The organism is Martinezella paranaensis (genome assembly GCF_014200235.1).
Classification (GTDB): Bacteria; Pseudomonadota; Alphaproteobacteria; order Rhizobiales; family Rhizobiaceae; genus Rhizobium; species Rhizobium paranaense.
Window position 1 is genome coordinate 222382 of record NZ_JACHBI010000002.1, and the last position, 16939, is coordinate 239320.

Sequence of the window (16939 nt, forward strand, 5' to 3'; positions counted from 1 at the left end):
ATAGCCGATAGCTTAATCAGGCAGCGTTGCGAACGTTTGAGATCACATCGATCAGGCCGCCAACGATGCGCTCGATCTGACCGCGGTCATCGCCTTCCGCCATGACGCGGATCAACGGCTCGGTGCCGGAGGGGCGGATAACCAGGCGGCCATTGCGGGCCAGCTCACTTTCGGCATCGGCGATCGCCTGGCGCACCTGGATGTCTTCCAACGGCTTGCCGCCGGAAATGCGGACATTACGCAGGAGCTGCGGCACCGGTTCGAAGCGTCGGCAGACTTCGCTGACCGGTTTGCCGGTGCGCTTGACCGCAGCCAGGATCTGCAGCGCCGCCACGAGGCCATCGCCGGTCGTGCCGTAGTCGGAGAGCACGATATGACCGGATTGCTCGCCGCCGACATTGTAGTTGTGTTGGCGCATATGCTCGACGACGTAACGGTCGCCGACTGCCGTGCGGGCCAGTGCCATGCCCTTATCTTCCAGGAAGCGTTCCAGACCGAGATTGGACATGACGGTCGCAACAATGCCATTGCCGCGCAGCAACTGGTTCTCGGCCCAGCTCTCAGCAATGACGGCCATCAGTTGGTCACCGTCGATGATCGTTCCGGTTTCGTCGACGATGATGACGCGATCGGCGTCGCCATCGAGCGCAATGCCAATATCGGCGCGCACTTCGTCCACCTTCTTCTGCAGTGCGACCGGGCTGGTGGAACCACAATTGAGATTGATGTTCGTGCCGTTCGGCTCGTTGCCGATGGTCACGACGTCGGCGCCGAGTTCCCACAGCACGGCGGGCGCGACCTTGTAGGCGGCGCCATTGGCGCAATCGATGGCGATGCGCAGGCCCTGCAGCGTAACGTCGCGCGGCAGCGTGCGCTTGGCATGTTCGATATAGCGGTCATGCACGCCGTCGACGCGCTTGGCGCGGCCGATATTCTCGGACTTGGCGAGATGCACCGTCATGTCCTTTTCCAGCAGATCCTCGATCTTCGTTTCGAGGTCGTCGGAAAGCTTGTAGCCATCAGGGCCGAAAAGCTTGATGCCGTTGTCTTCGTAAGGGTTGTGCGAAGCGGAAATCATGACGCCAATATCGGCGCGAAGCGACCGTGTCAGCATGGCGACCGCGGGCGTCGGGATAGGGCCAAGAACGAACGCATCGACACCGGCTGCGGTGAAGCCGGCCACCATGGCGTTTTCCAGCATGTAGCCGGAGAGACGCGTATCTTTACCGATGACCACTCGATGGCGATGACTACCCCGATGGAAGATCGTGCCGGCGGCGATACCCACGCGCATGGCAAGATCCGGCGTCATCGGATAGATATTGGATTGACCGCGGATTCCGTCCGTTCCGAAATAGCGACGTTTCATATGCACTCCCGTGATTGCAGCGTCCCTCTGAGGGACTGCGGCATCCCGTTCTCCTCCCCGGAATTCCATGGGCGGCGCGAACATCGATGCTTGAGGCTCATGCCATACATTGCAAAACTCAGCACTTAAATTACCGAGAAAGCGTATTACAACGCGTTACCGTTAATAAGCACTAAAAAAGGCCAGTTCTCCACTGAAACGGAACCGCCCCCTAGTCTATCGGCGTAAATGGCGATGGCCGTTGGTACGGCTGCGGTGGAACTCCGAGCATTTCTCATACATCCTCAACGGTGTCGCCCGCCCTGAGCCTGGATCGATGGGCAAGCAACGGTTCCATATGAGCAGAACACACAGCAATCACCGACCTTTGGCCGAAGGATGACACCGCAGCCCTTGCATTCATAGAAATGCTGGCAAGCGTCGGTTGGCATCGTTTCGGTCGCCTTGAAGCGGCAGATCGGACAGGTAATCGTTGAGCTGAGGATCACGGATGCTTCATGCATAGAGATGCCCGATCGTCAGCAGGGCAACAGCGGCGACGGGACCGGCTGATGTTGATTTTCGGACTGCAGCCCTCCACGACATGAATGCAGACGAGGCCGATGCTTTGACCGACAAGAACATCGCGGACCACAGACAACGGATCCACCCTCCACTCATTTTCGATTCTCGGGCCTTCATCGATACCGGCCTCCGCCTCCGTTCGTTACCCGTAGCTACCAAGAAAAAGGCCAGTCCCTTGCTAAATGGGAGCTGGCCTCTTCGTCTGCATGTTCAATCGATCCTGTGCGTCAGCGTGGCTGCGGTTCGAAACCGCCCTCGGGCTCGTCACCCTTGGTGCCAAGCGGGCCATCCTTTTTAGCGCCGGTCTTCGGCACAGCCGAGCCACGGCTCGGGGGTGTGTCGTCACCGAGATCGCGAGCGGGCTTTTCGCCGCGAATCAGCGCCTTGATCTCTTCGCCGGTCAGCGTTTCGTATTCGAGCAGGCCTTCGGCCAACGCCACGAATTCGTCGTGCTTGGTGGTGATGATGTCCATGGCCTGTTTGTAAGCCTGGTCGATCAGGCGGCGCACTTCGTTGTCGATCTTCTGCGCGGTCGCCTCGGAGACATTCTTCGACTGCGAGACGGAGTGACCGAGGAAGACCTCCTGCTGGTTTTCACCATAAGCAACCTGGCCGAGTTCATCGGAGAAGCCCCACTGCGTGACCATGGCGCGGGCAAGCTTGGTCGCCTGCTCGATATCCGAGGACGCACCGGAGGTGATGTTCTCCTTGCCGAAGGTCAGTTCTTCGGCAACGCGGCCGCCCATCATGATGCAGAGGCGCGACACCATCCACTTGTAGCTCATCGAGTAGCGGTCGCCCTCGGGAAGCTGCATGACCATGCCGAGCGCACGACCGCGCGGAATGATGGTCGCCTTGTGCAGCGGATCGGCGATGGCGACATTGAGCGCCGTGATCGCATGACCAGCTTCGTGATAGGCCGTGAGCTTCTTTTCCGCCTCGGTCATTGCCGAAGAGCGGCGCTCGGCGCCCATCATGATCTTGTCCTTGGCGTCCTCGAATTCCTGCATGGTGACCAGACGCTTGTTGCGGCGCGCGGCCATCAGGGCGGCTTCGTTGACCAGGTTCATCAGGTCGGCACCGGAGAAGCCGGGCGTACCGCGGGCAAGCGTCTTCAAATCGACGTTCGGAGCGAGGGGCACGTTGCGGGCGTGCACCTTCAGGATACGCTCGCGGCCGACGATGTCCGGGTTCGGCACGACAACCTGACGGTCGAAGCGGCCGGGACGCAGCAGCGCCGGGTCAAGAACGTCGGGACGGTTGGTGGCGGCAATGAGGATGATGCCCTCATTGGCCTCGAAGCCGTCCATCTCGACCAGCAACTGGTTCAGCGTCTGCTCACGTTCATCGTTACCCCCGCCGAGACCGGCGCCACGATGGCGGCCGACGGCGTCGATTTCGTCGATGAAGATGATGCAGGGCGCATTCTTCTTCGCCTGTTCGAACATGTCGCGGACGCGGCTTGCGCCGACACCGACGAACATTTCAACGAAGTCGGAACCAGAAATGGTGAAGAACGGCACATTGGCCTCGCCGGCAATGGCGCGCGCCAGAAGCGTCTTACCCGTGCCCGGAGGGCCGACGAGCAGAACGCCGCGCGGGATACGACCGCCAAGACGCTGGAACTTCTGCGGATCACGCAGGAATTCCACGATTTCTTCGAGGTCCTGCTTGGCTTCGTCGACACCGGCGACATCATCGAAGGTGACGCGGCCATGCGCCTCGGTCAACAGCTTGGCCTTGGACTTGCCAAAGCCCATGGCACCACGCGAGCCACCCTGCATCTGCCGCATGAAGAACAGCCAGACGCCGAGAATCAGGAGCATCGGCAACAACGTGCCGAGATAGCTCAGGAAGCTCGAGGAACCATCCGATTCCGGACGGCCGACAATGTTGACGTTCTTGCTTTGCAGGCGTTCAAGCAGGCTGTCATCCACGACCGGAGCATAGGTCTGGAAGGGCGTTCCGTTTTCGACATAGCTGCCGACCACGCGATTGCCGGTGACGGTGACGTCGCGGACGCGGCCTGAATCAACTTCCCGAAGGAATTGCGAATATGGAATTTCCCTGGAGCCTGTTTGTGCCGGCGCGTTCTGAAACATGCTGAACAGAGCAATCAGCAACAAAGCTATGATTGCCCACAGAGCGAAATTACGAAAATTAGGGTTCATCGAACTCCCCAGCACTGAAACTTCCGCCGTTGAGCGGCGGCATTACTTGTTCCCTAACATAGGGTTGCGCCAAGCCCTTGCCAAGGCAAACCGCGTCACCACATGCTTTTTCCGTCAATAACTCTCAAAGAGGCGGCCGCACATAGGGTTCTCGACCAAAGCAGGTCGACAACCGATCCGCAAATGTGAGATCGAATCGTGTCAAAAAGCGGTCGAAAGGCGCAAGATACGGCACAATCACGGCAGACGCGGCGTTCTCGCCATCATCGGCGACCATTTGTGGCAGCACCGCCCGCGCACGCTGCACGGCACCTTTCGGCAAACCCTCCGGAAATTCCGCTGTACCTTTTACCCCTGCTGCTTCGATACGGACACTGGCCGGACCGTGATTGGCGATCCAGAAGCGGCCGTCCCAAATGCCATCCGCGCCCGAAGCCAGCACAAGCGGTTGGATACCGCGGCTTTCGCGCATGAGATAAAGCCCGTCCCGGCGCAGGTCGAAAACAACCCCGCCCGCCGTCCGCCGTCCCGGCTCCCCCTCGCCGATGAAATCCAGGATGCGGCGCATCCGTTCGCGTCCCGGCCCGTAGGGCCCACCGCCGAATACGGCGGCCAGATAGGAGAGCGCATAAGAGAGCACGACCTCGTCGGCAGCCAGCGCATCGCGGCTGATGACGCAAAGCACGCCCGCATGGACTGTTGCGTATCTCTCCAGCCACGCAGCCGCATCCGTCGAAAGTGCCGCGCGTGCCGCACCGCTGTCCTGCGCCAAAGACGGCGCGGCATCTTGCGCCAGGCGTTTGCGCGTGCGCACGCGCTCGTAACGGACATCCTCATTGCTCGGATCGTCCAGCCAGGAGATGCCCCGCTGCGTAAGAAAAGCCCGAATATCCGCCCGCCGACAGGCGAGAAATGGCCTGACGATCCAGAGGCGCCGATCGAAGAGTATGGCGTCGGCAATGCCGGTGCCGGCAGTGCCCTCCCCTTCGTTCAAACGTGCTGCGCGCATGGCCAATGTTTCGCGTTGGTCATCAAGCGTGTGGGCGGTAACGACAACATTGGCAGAGAGTTCCGCGGCGATATCGGCAAGCAGCCCATAACGAGCTTCGCGCGCGGCCGCCATGATACCACTCTTCGGCTTCTCGCCCTCCCAGCGACGAACGACATGGGGCACGCCCAGGGATGCGCAGAGAGCGGCTACATCGCGCGCTTCATCAGCGGATCCCGACCGCAAATCATGATCGATCGTGGCGGCGGAAAGGGCGATGTTTGAACTCGGAAAGGATTTCAACTGCTCGGCAAGAGCAACCAGAAGGCCGATGGAATCGCTGCCGCCGGAAATGGCGACCAGAATATGGGCAGGCTTGAAAAGGGAATGAATAAAATCGGCCGCTGCAGCGTCTGGCATTTGGGCTGTGGCAGCACCAGTCACAGCGTCACCGGACATCTCGATCAGCAGGCAAGACGCTTTTGTTCGCTGGCTACCTTTGTGGTAACGGCCTTCGAAGCCTTCGGATAGCGCTTGGTCACTTCGCGAAGCGTAGCGCAGGCCGTATCCTTGTTGTCGAGGGCAGCAAGCGACATTCCGAGCTTCAGGAGCATTTCCGGCGCCTTTTCCGAGGTGCTGTATTTCTGATGCGCGTTCAGGAAGGTCTTGGCCGCATCATTGTATTTACCCTGCGAATAAAGTGCTTCACCAAGCCAGAAGTTGGCATCGGCCGCGCGAGCGCTGTTCGGGTAGCTGTCGATATACTGGCGGAATTCCTGTTCGGCGACGCTGTAGTCGCCGGACAGAACATGGCCATAGGCCGATTTATACTGATCGCCTTCGCTGCCGCCGAGCGAGGCCGTCTGCGTTCCAGAGCCCGCAGCCGGCGCAGCGCCCGAACCGTTATTGGCGCGCGTCGCCGTCGAGCCAACCTGCTTGCCACTCTGATCGAACTGGATCGAACCGAGTTGGCTCGGCGGCTTGCCGGAACCGCCACCCTGCTGCGCGGTATTCGGCGCATCGCCGCCTTGCGAATCGCTGATGACGCCGGCGATATCGTCCTGTTGCTGACCGCCGCCCGCGCCCTGGGCCGGGACATCGGCTTCGCTCTTCTTCATCGAGCCGCCAGTGCCGGTGCCAGTTCCAGAGCCGGTCGCACCGCCAGCGCCCCCGCCGCCACGCTTTTCAAGCTGCTGGAAACGGAATTCATTGTCTTCCTGCGTCTTGCGGATCTGTTCCTGCATCTGCAGCAACTGATAGCTCATTTCCTCGACGCGGCCGTTTAACTGGCGCATCTGGTCTTCAAGCTGCTGCAAGCGGACTTCGGCATCGCTGTTTTGGACGTTGATGACAGGTGCCTGCCCGATCTGCCTCTGGGGAGCCGCATTGTTCGGAACAGCCTGTTCCGTGGCATTGCGACCGCCTAAATGAAGCCCGAACAGCGATAAGGCAGAGGCGTCACGCTCACTACCGGCGACGGCGGCGAGACAAAGTAAGCTCGCCACGACAAGTTTTCTCATACGGATCATCCTGCCCATTGATTCTTCGCACCCCAGGGCGCGAACAGGAGATTTTTACAATTAATCTCAAAAAGCAACGGAGTTCGGCTAAAGTGTGGTCAAAAAAGTAAAGGCGGTCGCAAGGACCGCCTTTGTGAATTTCGAACGGAATTTCCGCCTATCAGGAACCGGCGCCATTGAGCACGGTGACGGCGCGGCGGTTCTGCGACCAGCAGGAAATATCGTCGCAGGTGGCGACCGGACGTTCCTTGCCGTAGGAGATCGTCTTCATGCGCTGAGCCGGAACGCCGCGCGAAGCGAGATAGTCCTTGGTAGCCGCAGCACGGCGAGCACCGAGAGCCAGGTTATATTCGCGCGTGCCGCGTTCGTCGGCATGGCCTTCGACGGTGATTGCATACTTCGGATAGCGGGCGAGCCACTGAGCCTGACGATCGAGCGTCTGGGAAGCGTCGGCGCGGATCGACGAGCTGTCGGTATCAAAGAAGATGCGATCGCCAACATTGACAGTGAAATCCTGCGGCGAGCCCGGAGCGGCATTGCCGGCGCCATTGAGGCCAAGGCCGTTGGCATCGTTCGGCAAGCCCTTTTTGGATGCGCAGCCGGCAAGCGAAAGGCCGACGAAAAGTGCGATCATGATCGGGTTGCGGGCGAGGTTTTGCATGTGGCCAACGGCCGGGTTTGCGATGCGGCTCATGGCCGGTCTCTCCTTACATCTCTCTATTAAGGTTGCCAGACTGTAACCGGGTTCGGTTAATCCGATTCCAACAAATATGGTTAATGATGTCCTAAAGTTGTCCCGAAGTGGTCCACTCACAGGACTTTGCGGCGACAAAGTGACGCTTGAGCGGATCAGCGATTCTTAAGGCCGCCACCCGCTCAAACTGTTTTCTTTGCATGATCTTATCCGGAACGGCTTAGCGCTTTGCGCTGCACCAACCGTCAGTTCACGATCATGCCTGGCCCGCCCTACTCGAGGAGCGGCGACCAGGCCGGGTCCGAGGCGAAGCCCGGGGTCGGGATCTTCTGTTCGTTATAACCCGTCAGATCGATCGAAAAGAGCTGCGGCCCGCTGGAGCCCTGCGCTTCGCGGAAGAACATGATGACGCGGCCATTCGGGGCCCAGGTCGGACCTTCATTATGGAAGCCTGTGGTCAGCAGACGCTCGCCCGAACCATCCGTCTTCATGACACCGATGGAGAATGTCTGGCCGGACTGCTTGGTGAAGGCAATGAGATCGCCACGCGGCGACCAGACCGGCGTCGAATAGGCGCCGTCGCCGAAGGAAATACGGCGCTGGTTGGAACCATCAGCATTCATCACATAGATCTGCTGCTTGCCGCCGCGGTCGCTTTCGAAAGCGATCTGCGTGCCGTCAGGCGAATAGGATGGCGACGTGTCGATGGCAGCCGTCGACGTCAGGCGGGTCGTCGTGCGCGAGCGCAGGTCCATCGTGTAGATGTTGGCGTTACCTTCCTGCTGCAGGCTCATGATCACCCGCTGGCCATCCGGCGAGAAGCGCGGCGAAAAGGTCATGCCAGGAAAGTTGCCGACCAGCTCACGCTGGCCCGTCTGCAGTTGCAGCAGATAAACGCGCGGTTGCTGATTGGCGAAGGACATGTAGGTCACTTCCTGCCGGTTCGGCGAGAAGCGCGGCGTCAGCACGAGGTCGCTGCCGTCCGTCAGCATGCGGGCATTGGCGCCGTCCTGGTCCATGATGCCGAGCTGCGTCTTGCGGGCAGTCTTCGGGCCGCTTTCGGCGACGAACACGACACGGGTGTCGAAATAGCCCTTCTCGCCCGTGATCTTCTCATAGATCGCGTCGGCGATGATGTGGGCGACGCGGCGCCAATTGTCCGGCTGCGCATAGAACTGCTGGCCGATCATCTGCTGGCTGCCAAAAGTATCCCACAGGCGGAACTCGGCGCGAAGGCGGCCGCCCTCCTGCGTCACCCGGCCGGTCACCAGCGCCTGAGCATTGATCGCCGTCCAGTCCTGGAAGCGCGGCGTCGAGTCGGGATTGCTGATTTTCTCGATGAAGGCCTGCTTGTTGACCGGCGCGAACAGGCCGGACCGCTGCAGGTCGGCAGCGATCACGCCCGAGATCTGAGCGCCCAAACCATCATTCGACAAAAGGTCGGTGATGGCGATCGGCATGGGCTGGACGTTGCCCTTGTTGATATTGAGTTCGACCACAGCATAGGCTGGAGTGGCGAGGGCTGCCGTCAGGCCTGCCAGCACCAGCAGGAGACGAACGAGGGATTTTCTGATCATATGTGCCAAGCCTTTCAGCATTAAAGCGCCATGTCGCTTGGTGTGAAGTTCAGGATGACTTCCACCGAGCTAGTTTCATTGTCGAATTGAGTCTGCGGCAAGTTCTTGAAAGGTGCCGCCCTGAGGACAGCGCGCAGAGCGCTTGCCGCAGCAGCAATCTGTGTCTGTTTGGGGCCGCCTCTTGTCGTGAGGTACGGCTCGCCCACGATCTGCCCAGTGCGATCGAGCCTGAGGCGAACCCGAACGTGGACATTTTTTATGCCGGGCAGCCCCGGTACGAGGTTCCAGTTCTCCGCGACTTTCTCGCAAATACTGTCCTCAGCCGCACGCCCAAGCTGATGCACGCCAGCGGCTTTCGCAGGCTCGGCTAACACGGAACCTGCTAGCATGATCCCAAGAGCCATAAGCAAGCTCAGGGCGAAACGAGGACAGTGGTTCGTCATCACATCCCCATATCCGCTGCACTGAAATTGACGACGACTTCCTGCCAGTCGTCATACTTGTCCGGCGGCAAAATTTTCAGGTAATCCACCTGCGCCCGCTGCACGGCACGCACCGCAGCGAGCTGCATGGCGGACTGCGTCGAAGCCGGTCCGCCACTCGCCGTCGCCTCCGGTTCACCGACAATCTGCCCAGACTTATCGAGCCTGAAATGCACCTTGATCCGTACATCCCCGGTACCTTCGAGGCCAGGCATCAAGTTCCAGTATTTGGCGATCAAATCACGCAGCCCATCCTGCTGGCTCTGGCTAAGCTTGCCTCCACCGAGCGATTTCATGCCGCCGCGCGAGGCGACCTGGGTATCGGCGCCGGCGGAAGCCTGTTTGGACGAACGCGCCCCGCCACCCTTCGACGATGTATTGTTCAGTAAGCTGTTGATCTGGTCAGCGAGACCATCGTCCAGACCTTTATCGGCGCCCTTGGGAGTCGAGCGCTTCTTGTCGCTGTCCTTCTGGCCGTCATCGGTCGAGGTATTCTTGCTCGTGCTCTGAGTGGTCGTCTTGTCCGTTGGCTTGGTCGCCGGCTTGGCGTCCGCCACCTGTTGAGGCTTCGCAACGGGTTTCTGCTCCGGCTTCGGATCGGGCTTTGTCTCCACGGTCTTCGGCGGCTGCACTGGCTGCGGCTTTACGTCGGGCACGGGGACCTTGTCCGCCGGCGGCTGAGCAGCCTGCTCGGTCGGGTTTTCGGTCACCGGCTTCGGATCAGCCTTTTGCGGTGTAGGGGTCGGAGTCGGCGTGGGTGTTGGGGTCGGTGCAGGCGTGACCTCGCTCTTCTGCGGGGTCGGCTCCGTTTTCTGCGGCGTCGGCGTTGGAGTGGGCGTCACGTCCGGCTTCTGCTGCGGAATGGCTGCCACTTCCTTCGGCGCGGCTTCCGTATCCTGCTGCTCGATCGTCTTGACGTCATTCGGCCGCGGATCGTTCTGCGGAACAGGCGTATCCACCTTCTTCGGTGCTAATGCCGCTGTGTCGCTCTCCGGCCGTTGAGTTGGCACGACGGGATTCTTGATATCGACGTTGTTTTCGCCAACATTCTGAGCGTTGGCGACCTGATCCTGCTTAGTCGTCTGCTTCCGCGAGACGTGATCCGTAACCGGCGCCTTCTTCTCGCCCTGCTGCATTTGATCAGCGGTGACGATATCGACATCCATCGCCGTGCTTTCCGGCGTCTCCAGAGGCGCAGGCGCACTCAGCGTCAACATGGCGCCAATCAGCACCAAGATGTGAATGACCGCAGATGTGGCGATGCTACGCTTCATGTCGATCCGTCAGTGGTCCGTTATCTGCTGCGTAACCAGGCCGATATTCTTGTAACCAGCCTCCTGAATGCGCGACATCACGTCGGCGATGACGCCATAGGGCGCTTTCCCGTCGCCGCGCACGAAAATGCGTTCGTTGTAGCCAGTGGTGGCGATCGCCTTCAGCTTGGCGGCGATGTCGGCCGCGTCGATCTGCGTTTCCTGCAGGAAGACCTGGCCGTCCTGCTTGATGGAAATGGTGATCGGCTGGGTCTGGGCGTTCAAGGCGCCAGCCTGCGTTTGCGGCAGGTCGATCGGCACGCCAGACGTCATCATCGGTGCGGCCACCATGAAGATGATCAGCAGCACGAGCATGACGTCGACCAGCGGCGTCACGTTGATATCGGCGATCGGACCGCCCCGGCCACCGCCGCGACGCCCGCCCCGGCGGCCACCGCCGCCACCTTTGCCTCCAACAGACATTGCCATGTGATTTACTCCGGTTCCGTCTGCGATTTACTGCGCTGCCTGACGCGGCTGCAGCTTCTCATCGATTTGGCGCGACAGGATGGCGGAGAATTCGTCCGCAAAACCTTCCATGCGCCCCGACAGCTTGCCGGCATCGGCCGAGAACTTGTTGTAGGCAATAACCGCCGGGATAGCAGCGACGAGGCCGATCGCGGTCGCGAGCAAGGCTTCGGCGATACCGGGAGCGACGACCGCGAGGTTCGTCGACTTCGAGCCGGCGATCGCCTGGAACGAGGTCATGATACCGACGACGGTGCCGAACAGACCGATGAACGGACCGGCCGAACCGATGGTCGCAAGCGAGCCGAGGCGAGCGACCAGATGTTCCGATTCACGCGCCAGCGTGACGTCCATGGCGCGATCGATACGCATCTGCAGGCCGATCGGCGAACGTGCGCCGCGCTCGAACGACTTCTTCCATTCGCGCATGGCGGCGACGAAGATGGCGCTGAGTCCTGTATTGGTACGCTCCGAAAGGGTGCGATAGAGTTCCTCGAGCGACTGGCCCGACCAGAAGACCTGTTCGAAATGATCGAACTGCCGGCGTGCCCGAGCGTAGCTCAGATACTTGTCGATGACGATCGCCCAGGTCCATACGGATGCCGCGAGCAGTCCGAGCATCACGAGCTTGACCACCAAGCCCGCCTGCATGAAAAGCGACCAGAGAGTGATGTCCGGTGTGGTGGCCGCTGCCAATGCTACTTGTTCCATTGATCCAAAATCCCCGAATCCAAACGCCCGGCGCTAGACCGGGCGGCTAAAAGTGATCTCACAAGAAATGTTTGGCAGCCGCCGCTGAACGCCCTGGTCAAAGCTTTCCAAGCTTACAACTGCCTTCTTGCCGTCAAATTTGGTCAAAGGAAGGCGTGCGCCGCACAAACTCCGACAAGGGCAGTAAGACACTATTATGGTTAAAAGAATGTTAGCGTCGGAGCATGAAAGATTGGACGGTGACGAAGGTTATTCTGTCTCCTGGAAAGAACGGACCGGGCGAAACCGGCGGCGGGCACAAAACAAATCTTGCGCGCGGAAATTCCTTCACACAAAAGTCAAGTTTTAGCAAGGAGACTTTTCGGACCGCGATATTGCCGTGCGCGGCTGCCTGCCAGCCGCGCTAGCAGCCCGCGTCGCGACGTTAAACCGCAGCCTCGGACGCCACCAGCATCTGCGCAGCCAACTTTTCCGGTAACCGCCGCGGTTTTCCCTTGGCGTTGATCACGGCGATAATGACCTTGGCCGAGATCAGCAGCGTCTCGCCGCGGCGGATTTCCTGGGACAGCACCATCTTGGCGCCGCCGGCCTTCTCGGTCGTCGTGCGAATCACCAGCAGATCGTCCATTCGCGCCGGTCCCTTGAAGTCGATCTCCATGCGGTGAACGACGAAAACCAGCCCTTCCTCATCGGCATTCAGAAGCTCGCGCTGTTCCACGCCGAGGCAGCGCAGGTAGTCCGTGCGGCCTCGTTCGAGGAAGTGGAGGTAGCGCGCGTGATAGACGAGGCCGGAAAAATCCGTATCTTCGTAATAGACTCGCTGCACCAGCCGGTGGCCACCGGCTTCCAGTTCCCCGGCAATCAGAAAGGGGCTGTTCATCGTCGCCGCATCTCCAAAAAATCTGGGGACCCTCTTTGGCCGAACTTCTGCCATCAAGCAAGCTTTGAACGATTGTCATAAATACTGACTATCCGGGATAGGCCGGATAGCGGTCGACGCAGAAGGAAACGATCTCATGAAAATAGCGGTTATGGGCGGCGACGGTTTTATTGGTTGGCCAACCTCGCTGCATCTCTCCGACGCAGGTCATGAGATCCATATTCTCGACAATCTCTCCCGCCGATGGATCGATACGGAACTCGGCGTCCAGTCGCTGACGCCGATGGATTCGATCCAGGAGCGCACCCGCATCTGGCACGCCGAGACCGGCCGCCGCATCCATTTCAACCTCATCGATCTCGCCAAGGATTATGAGCTTTTGAAAAAGTGGCTGGCCGAGCATCGCCCGGATGCAATCGTGCACTTCGCCGAACAGCGGGCCGCGCCCTATTCGATGAAGAGCGACCGCCACAAGAACTACACGGTCAACAACAATGTCAGCGCCACGCATAATCTCCTGAACGCGCTGGTGGAGCTCAACCTCGACGCCCATCTCGTCCACCTCGGCACCATGGGCGTCTACGGCTATTCGACGGTCGGCGCCGCCATTCCGGAAGGCTACCTGCCCGTCGGCATCGAGACCGCCGATGGTCGAACGGTTAATCAGGATATTCTCTATCCGGCCAATCCAGGCTCGATCTATCATATGACCAAGTGCCTGGATCAGCTCCTCTTCCAGTTCTATGCCAAGAACGACGGCCTCAGAATCACCGACCTGCATCAGGGCATCGTCTGGGGCACGCACACGGAGCAGACCCGCCGCCATGAGCAGATCATCAACCGTTTCGACTATGACGGCGATTACGGCACGGTGCTGAACCGCTTCCTCATCCAGGCGGCGATCGGCTATCCGCTGACCGTCCACGGCACCGGCGGGCAGACCCGCGCCTTCATCCACATCCAGGATTCCGTGCGCTGCATTGAGCTGGCGCTGAAGAACCCGCCGCCGCGCAACGCCCGCGTCGAGATCTTCAACCAGATGACGGAGACGCATCGGGTCCGCGATCTCGCGGAGATGATCGCCAAGTTGAGCGGTGCGGAAATCATTCGTCTGCCCAATCCTCGCAAGGAAGCGCCGGAGAACGACCTGATCGTCAAGAACGACAAGTTCCTCGATCTCGGTCTCGCGCCAATCACCCTGCAAGCGGGTCTTTTGAGCGAAATCGTCGATGTCGCCAGGAAATATGCCTATCGCGTCGATCGCTCCCGCGTCCCGGCCGTTTCCGCCTGGACGAAGGATCTCGCGGCGACCATCAACCACGATCCCGAAGGTAAGCGATTGAAATCGGTCTCATGATGTTCGGAAGCGAAATGCTGCAGGGAGTGCGGCCACGCTCCAGCCCTCGGGCGCGGCAAGCCTTTGTCACGCTCGTCACCAATGCCGATTACGCCATGGGCGCAAAGGCGTTGATGCACTCGATTTCGTGCACCAACACCAAAGCGGATATGGTCGTGCTGCACACGGCAGGCGTCGACGAAAGCGATCTTGTGCCGCTGGAGGAACTCGGCTGCCGGTTGGTGGACGTGGAACATCTGCCGCTCTCCGACGAATTCAACGAGCGCCACGCGCGCGGCAATCTCCACGCCAACGCCCCCTTCACCAAAGGCCGCAAGCCGTCCTTTCACTCGCCGCTCGATAATTTCTGCAAGCTCAGGCTCTGGCAGCTCATCGATTACGACACCTGCGTCTTCATCGATGCGGATGCGCTGGTGCTGAAGAATGTCGACAAGCTCTTCGACTATCCGGAATTTTCCGCCGCACCCAATGTTTATGAAAGCCTTGCGGATTTTCATCGAATGAATTCCGGCGTCTTCGTCGCCAAGCCTTCGCTTGCGACCTTCAAGGACATGCTGAAGCTGCTTGACCGTCCCGACGTTTTCTGGCGACGCACCGACCAGACCTTTCTTGAGACATTCTTCTCGGATTGGCACGGCCTGCCGGTCTTCATGAACATGCTGCAATATGTATGGTTCACCATGCCCGCGCTTTGGGACTGGAACAGCATTTCGATCCTGCACTACCAGTATGAGAAGCCTTGGGAGAAGAACCATCCGAAGGCTGATCAACTGAAGCCTCTGATCGATTTGTGGCACCATTTCCATGCCGGGCGCGACGTGCCTGACATAGCCGCATTCGCCAATCCGAAAGCAGCAGCATGAAAGTTCTGGTCTCGGGCGGAACAGGTCTCGTCGGTCGCTATATCGTCGAGGAACTGCTGGCCGCCGGATATCGAGTTGCCGTCGGCGGCCGCAATGCGCCGGAACCCGGCTTTTTCTCGCAGCCCGTCGCCTTCGTGCCGCTTCGCCTCGACCCTTCAGGCGACCAGAGCAACGTCTTCGACGATGCCTATTTCTTCGTGCACACGGCCTTCGCGCATGTCCCCGGTAAGTATCGCGGCGGCGAAGGCGATGACCCAGAGAGCTTTCGCCGGCTCAACCGGGATGGCACCATAAAGCTGTTCGAGACTGCGAAACGTGCCGGCATCCGCCGCTGCATTTTTCTCTCGTCGCGCGCCGTCTATGGCGACCGGCTGGCCGGCGAGACGCTGATGGAGGACATGATCCCGACGCCGAACACGCTCTATGGCGAAGTAAAGCGCGATGCCGAGCACGCTCTCTTCTCCCTATCCGCTCCCGGTTTTGCCACCGCAAGCCTAAGAGCGACAGGCGTCTATGGCGATCTCCGCCCGAACAAATGGGATGATCTTTTTGCGGATTATCTTGCGGGAAAGCCGGTTTCCTCCCGCGCGGGAACCGAGGTCCACGGCCGGGACGTCGGCCGCGCCGCCCGCCTTCTGCTGGAGACCGAGACCAGCCGCATCAACGGCGAGGCCTTCAACCTTTCGGATATTCTCACCGACACGCATGAGATCCTGTCGCAGTTGCAGCGGGCAACCGGCTGTCCGCACCCCCTGCCCGCACCCGCGCCACAGGGCGTCGTCAGCGTAATGGATATGTCGAAAATCCGTGCGCTTGGCTGGCGCGGCGGTGGGCCGGCTTTGCTGGAAGAGGCGATTGCGAGATTGGCGATGCCGCTACGCCCTGCGACGTTCAGCGCATCAGCATTGTCTCGTCCCAGCTAAGCGCCGCCAATTCCTCACCCCGGAACCTCGCGTCGTCGGCAACGATGAATTCATCCAGTTGCGGTGGAGCGACGCTGCTGCCGGCGAGCATGGCATGCACCTGCCCCCGATGATGGGTCTGGTGCTGGAAAAGATGACTCAGCACATCCTCCGCACGCTCTCTTTGGATGCGATTGCCGCGATGCAGGTCGATCACCCGCACCAGCGCCTCGGGATTCAGATGTTCACACAGAGCTACGAGCCGCCGGTCGACTTTGTCTTGCTCCACCGACAATGCATCCAGCGTGTCGAACGGCTCCTCGATGTCGAACGCCTTAAGACCGAGCGTGCCGCCTTCCAGCGCATCGACATAAAACCAGTCGACCGTGAGAATATGGTTAAGCGTCGACTTGATCGACGGAAAGAAACTCACCCGCCTGGCCTCGAACTCACCGGGCTGAAGGGCCGCACAGGCCCGATACAATCGGGTATTCGCCAGGGCGTTATTGTAAGCGAGCTTGCGGAATACGCGGATCGGATCGAAACCGGACATACTTTGCACTCCCTTCTCTACGCTTTGTCGAGATCACCGTCCCGCCAAACCAGATGGCGCGCAGTCTGTGGCAGGCTTTCGATCTCGTCGGCGATGAAATAGGGCGGAATATCCAGTGCAACCAGCGCCTCGCGCGTGGCCGGCACCCATTTGAATTCGAGATGATCGTCGCCGTCTTTGAGGCGATGAACGATCTCCTCGGGATGGAACGGGAAACTCCGGGGGATATCCATCAGATAATAGAGTCCCAGCTCGTGCCAGTTACGCCGTTCGTAGCGAAAGAAATTCTCCACCATCCAGAGCAGCCGGCCGACCACCACCTCGACGCCCAGCTCTTCGATCATCTCCCGCCGCAACGTCTCCTCCGACGTCTCGCCGATTTCCGCGCGGCCGCCCGGAAAGGTCCAGAACGGTTCATGCACGGCGCGATGGACGAGCACATGCCCCTCACGAAAACCGAGGCCGGCAACACGCATCTGATATCGCGCGTGACCGGCGTTCAACCTGATGATCTTGCGTTTCGACAT

Annotated in this window: 17 protein-coding genes; 3 read left to right on the top strand and 14 right to left on the bottom strand. The window is 60.1% G+C overall.

Translation table 11 applies throughout. The annotated features are described in order from the left end of the window. Positions 1-16: 16 nt before the first annotated feature. The 12 genes from glmM to ybgC form a co-directional block, all read right to left on the bottom strand. Positions 17-1369 (bottom strand): phosphoglucosamine mutase, encoded by a 1353-nt coding sequence (gene glmM / locus GGD50_RS07115; RefSeq protein ID WP_107109087.1) that lies wholly within the window; start codon positions 1367-1369, stop codon positions 17-19. Positions 1370-1653: 284 nt separating this feature from the next. Then, positions 1654-1857 carry a GDCCVxC domain-containing (seleno)protein gene (locus tag GGD50_RS32700; RefSeq protein ID WP_331371117.1) on the bottom strand — a complete coding sequence of 68 codons (204 nt, stop codon included), beginning with the start codon at positions 1855-1857 and terminating at the stop codon, positions 1654-1656. A 303-nt stretch (positions 1858-2160) separates the two neighbouring features. Then, complete coding sequence (ftsH, locus tag GGD50_RS07120; RefSeq protein ID WP_107109089.1) at positions 2161-4104, bottom strand: ATP-dependent zinc metalloprotease FtsH; 1944 nt, start codon at positions 4102-4104, stop codon at positions 2161-2163. 124 nt (positions 4105-4228) lie between these two features. Then, a complete protein-coding gene (tilS, locus tag GGD50_RS07125; protein ID WP_245407504.1) occupies positions 4229-5512 on the bottom strand; it encodes a tRNA lysidine(34) synthetase TilS in 1284 nt (427 codons plus the stop codon). Positions 5513-5556: 44 nt separating this feature from the next. After that, the gene (ybgF, locus tag GGD50_RS07130) at positions 5557-6612 is read right to left on the bottom strand and encodes a tol-pal system protein YbgF (RefSeq protein WP_107109091.1); all 1056 of its coding nucleotides are present in this window, start codon (positions 6610-6612) and stop codon (positions 5557-5559) included. A gap of 160 nt (positions 6613-6772) precedes the next feature. Beyond that, positions 6773-7306 (bottom strand): peptidoglycan-associated lipoprotein Pal, encoded by a 534-nt coding sequence (pal, locus tag GGD50_RS07135; protein ID WP_107109092.1) that lies wholly within the window; start codon positions 7304-7306, stop codon positions 6773-6775. A 272-nt stretch (positions 7307-7578) separates the two neighbouring features. After that, positions 7579-8883, bottom strand: a complete 1305-nt coding sequence (gene tolB, locus GGD50_RS07140) for a Tol-Pal system beta propeller repeat protein TolB (protein WP_107109457.1) — start codon at positions 8881-8883, stop codon at positions 7579-7581. A gap of 20 nt (positions 8884-8903) precedes the next feature. Next, the gene (locus GGD50_RS07145; RefSeq protein WP_183937677.1) at positions 8904-9287 is read right to left on the bottom strand and encodes a hypothetical protein; all 384 of its coding nucleotides are present in this window, start codon (positions 9285-9287) and stop codon (positions 8904-8906) included. A 38-nt stretch (positions 9288-9325) separates the two neighbouring features. After that, on the bottom strand, positions 9326-10639 hold the full coding sequence (locus GGD50_RS07150) for a hypothetical protein (protein ID WP_107109094.1): 1314 nt from the start codon (positions 10637-10639) through the stop codon (positions 9326-9328). A gap of 9 nt (positions 10640-10648) precedes the next feature. After that, positions 10649-11107, bottom strand: coding sequence for a protein TolR (gene tolR, locus GGD50_RS07155; protein ID WP_107109095.1), 459 nt, complete (start codon positions 11105-11107; stop codon positions 10649-10651). Between the two features lie 27 nt (positions 11108-11134). After that, positions 11135-11857, bottom strand: coding sequence for a protein TolQ (gene tolQ, locus GGD50_RS07160; RefSeq protein ID WP_107109096.1), 723 nt, complete (start codon positions 11855-11857; stop codon positions 11135-11137). 424 nt (positions 11858-12281) lie between these two features. Then, positions 12282-12737 carry a tol-pal system-associated acyl-CoA thioesterase gene (gene ybgC / locus GGD50_RS07165; RefSeq protein ID WP_107109097.1) on the bottom strand — a complete coding sequence of 152 codons (456 nt, stop codon included), beginning with the start codon at positions 12735-12737 and terminating at the stop codon, positions 12282-12284. Positions 12738-12873: 136 nt separating this feature from the next. Between ybgC and GGD50_RS07170 the strand changes: the two genes are divergently transcribed. Genes GGD50_RS07170 through GGD50_RS07180 form a run of 3 tightly spaced genes read left to right on the top strand, consistent with a single transcriptional unit; the run spans position 12874 to position 15880 of the window. Continuing rightward, the gene (locus GGD50_RS07170; protein WP_107109098.1) at positions 12874-14094 is read left to right on the top strand and encodes an NAD-dependent epimerase/dehydratase family protein; all 1221 of its coding nucleotides are present in this window, start codon (positions 12874-12876) and stop codon (positions 14092-14094) included. A gap of 14 nt (positions 14095-14108) precedes the next feature. Further along, entirely contained in the window at positions 14109-14957 is an 849-nt protein-coding gene (locus GGD50_RS07175) for a glycosyltransferase (RefSeq protein ID WP_107109458.1), read from the top strand. Further along, positions 14954-15880, top strand: coding sequence for an NAD-dependent epimerase/dehydratase family protein (locus GGD50_RS07180; RefSeq protein ID WP_107109099.1), 927 nt, complete (start codon positions 14954-14956; stop codon positions 15878-15880). Before GGD50_RS07175 ends, GGD50_RS07180 begins: the two co-directional genes overlap by 4 nt. Here GGD50_RS07180 and GGD50_RS07185 read toward each other — a convergent pair. Together GGD50_RS07185 and GGD50_RS07190 are read right to left on the bottom strand one after the other, a co-directional pair. Further along, on the bottom strand, positions 15849-16412 hold the full coding sequence (locus GGD50_RS07185; protein ID WP_107109100.1) for a DinB family protein: 564 nt from the start codon (positions 16410-16412) through the stop codon (positions 15849-15851). The two genes, GGD50_RS07180 and GGD50_RS07185, sit on opposite strands and share 32 nt — an antisense overlap. 17 nt (positions 16413-16429) lie before the next feature. Further along, the gene (locus GGD50_RS07190) at positions 16430-16939 is read right to left on the bottom strand and encodes an NUDIX hydrolase (RefSeq protein WP_107109101.1); all 510 of its coding nucleotides are present in this window, start codon (positions 16937-16939) and stop codon (positions 16430-16432) included.